3 protein-coding genes are annotated in these 2704 nt (G+C 60.4%); 1 reads left to right on the top strand and 2 read right to left on the bottom strand.

Annotated elements, in window-relative coordinates:
* Positions 1–7 precede the first annotated feature (7 nt).
* On the top strand, positions 8–169 hold the full coding sequence (locus ACRCSW_RS13455) for an SOS response-associated peptidase family protein (protein ID WP_438705840.1): 162 nt from the start codon (positions 8–10) through the stop codon (positions 167–169).
* A 127-nt stretch (positions 170–296) separates the two neighbouring features.
* On the opposite strand, the gene ACRCSW_RS13450 is transcribed toward ACRCSW_RS13455, so the two are convergent.
* Positions 297–722, bottom strand: a complete 426-nt coding sequence (locus tag ACRCSW_RS13450) for a CopG family transcriptional regulator (RefSeq protein WP_438705838.1) — start codon at positions 720–722, stop codon at positions 297–299.
* A gap of 10 nt (positions 723–732) precedes the next feature.
* Positions 733–2703 (bottom strand): conjugal transfer protein TraG, encoded by a 1971-nt coding sequence (locus tag ACRCSW_RS13445; protein WP_438705836.1) that lies wholly within the window; start codon positions 2701–2703, stop codon positions 733–735.
* Between the last annotated feature and the right edge of the window lies 1 nt (position 2704).

Here is a 2704-nt window from a genome sequence, read left to right as displayed (position 1 = left end):
GAGACCTATTCACCCGGACAGGATGCCCGTCATAATTGATCCTGATCAACACGAAACCTGGCTTCATGGCAGTGTAGAAGAAGCGACTGCGCTCCTGAAGCCTTACCCAGCTGAGCAGATGAAGGTTGTTCAAGAAGGTTTAGGGGTTCTGGCCGATCCGCCGCTCTGAGCCCATCACATCGGCAGTGCCGCAACTGCGAAGTGCGTCTTCTGAGACATGTCAAATGGCAGGAAGGTCCCGCAAAGCAGTTATGAGAATGTCCAAGTTGAATGACAGCATTGGTGACCTGCGTGTGTCAGATCTGCGGTCTATCAATGTCCTCTGAAACCTCCTGTTGCAGCTTCGGTCCTTGCGCGAGCCGTCGGCCAAGTGCTGCAACGAATGCATCGTAGCGCTTGCCAGCCTGGGCCCTGGCGGCGGCTTGAGCCGGTTCGGGGAGGGGCGGATTGCTTGTCAGCCAGAAACGGATGAACACCGCCAGTGTTTCGACCGATATGCCGACGTCGCGCTCCAACCGGGTGATGCGGCGATCAATCTGATCAAGCCGTTTGGTCGTTGCAGCTTCTTGCCGTTCTGCGGCATCTGGTGAAAGAAAAGATGCGATCGCGGCCTCAGCAATCAAAGATCGTGAGTGATCGCGGCGTGCCGCATAATCGGCTAGCGCCGTCATGATCTCTGGATCGAGATAGACAGAAAGACGGTGCTTCTTGCGCTGTTTCATCGGCGAGCCCTCACATTTCAGGGCCTTGGCCGGGATCGAGCGACACTTGTTGGGCGATTTGACGGGCCTGTTGATTGAACAACCTGACTTGCACGACGCGGTCTGCCGAGGGTCGTTTCAGATCAGGCTCGAATTCATTGTCGATCGGCGTCGGCTGGCCAGGCGTCCGCATTTGGCCCAGTTCAGGTTGCATGCGCTTTTCGTGCTGCGCATCGCCTGTTTCGTTGCGATCGGCTTGGGCCTTGGGAACGCCGATGTCCGGACGTGGCGGCAACCGTCGCGCGCTCCATTCGTCGCAGCGTGCCTTGGCCGACTTTTCTGGGACAAGTGGCTCCAGAATGCGTGCCTGAAACTGAGCGTCCTCGAAATAGCGGGCCTTCTTAGCCCGGATCGGAGCGGTGCCTGCCACCATGACGATCTCGTCGGTGGGCGGAAGCTGCATCACTTCGCCGGGGGTCAGCAGCGGCCGCGCCGTCTCTTGTCGGCTCACCATGAGATGGCCCAACCAGGGCGACAGCCGATGGCCGGCATAGTTCTTCATCGCGCGCAGCTCCGTCGCGGTGCCGAGCGCATCAGACACGCGTTTGGCGGTGCGTTCGTCATTGGTGGCAAAGCTGACCCGGATGTGGCAGTTGTCCAGGATGGAGTTGTTCGGCCCGTAGGCCTTTTCGATCTGGTTGAGCGACTGAGCGATCAGGAAGCTCTTGATTCCGTAACCCGCCATGAAAGCGAGCGCGCTTTCGAAGAAGTCCAGTCGCCCTAGGGCCGGAAATTCATCCAGCATCAGCAGCAGTCGGCGCCGTCCCTGATGGCGCCGTAGGTCTTCGGTCAAGCGCCGCCCGATCTGATTGAGGAGCAGGCGGATCAGAGGTTTGGTCCGATTGATGTCGGAGGGCGGCACGACGAGATACAGTGTGACGGGGTCCGGACCTTCGACCAAGTCCGCGATGCGCCAGTCGCAGCGACGTGTGACTTCGGCGACGACAGGATCGCGATAGAGCCCGAGAAACGACATCGCCGTGGAGAGCACACCGGAACTCTCGTTGGCGGATTTGTTCAGGAGTTCCTGCGCAGCGCTGGCTATCACCGGATGCGGGCCTGCCTCGCCGAGATGGGCCGTCGTCTTCATCGCAGTCAACGTCGGCTCGATGCCGCGTTTGGGATCCGACAGAAAATCTGCGACGCCGGCGAGCGTCTTATCGGCCTCCGCATAGAGGACATGCAGGATCGCGCCGACCAGCAGCGAATGGCTGGTCTTTTCCCAGTGATTGCGTTTTTCCAGCGAGCCTTCGGGATCGACCAGGATGTCGGCGATGTTCTGGACATCGCGCACTTCCCATTCGCCGCGGCGCACTTCGAGCAGCGGATTGTAGGCATCCGACTGGGAATTGGTTGGATCGAATAGCAGCACCCTGCCATGCCTTGCCCGGAAGCCGGAGGTGAGCTGCCAGTTCTCGCCCTTGATGTCGTGGACGACGGCCGAACCGGACCAGGTCAACAGGGTTGGAATGACAAGACCGACCCCCTTGCCAGACCGGGTCGGCGCAAAGCACAGCACATGTTCTGGTCCGTCGTGCCGGAGATACGTCTGATCTAGTTCTCCAAGCACCACACCCTCGGCGCCCAGCAATCCCGCCCTTTTGACGTCTCGCCGCTTCGCCCAGCGGGCCGATCCATAGGTATCGACGTCCTGCGCTTCCCTCGCACGGAAGACGGACATGAAGATCGCGACGGCCACGGCCATGAAGCCGCCCGATGCGGCAATGACCGCCCCTTCGACGAAGATCGGCGGTGCGTAGGCATCATAGGCGTACCACCACCAAAAGAACGAGGGCGGGTAGTAGACGGGCCACCCGAGAAGCTCGAACCAGGCGTCACCGAGCTGCGGCTGAAAGCCGAGCCGCCATGCCGTCCACTGCGTCGCCGCCCATGTTGCACATAGCACGATGAGCGAAACGACAATGATCTGGCCCCAGAGGATT

The organism is Tabrizicola sp. (assembly GCF_051645465.1).
In the GTDB taxonomy this organism is placed as follows: Bacteria; Pseudomonadota; Alphaproteobacteria; order Rhodobacterales; family Rhodobacteraceae; genus Tabrizicola.
Note: the sequence above shows the minus strand (reverse complement) of the source record. Positions and strands in the feature narration are given on the sequence as shown.

Excerpts from the sequence above, each read along its gene's own strand:
- ACRCSW_RS13450 (WP_438705838.1), bottom strand. The coding sequence starts at position 722 with ATGAAACAGCGCAAGAAGCACCGTCTTTCTGTCTATCTCGATCCAGAG.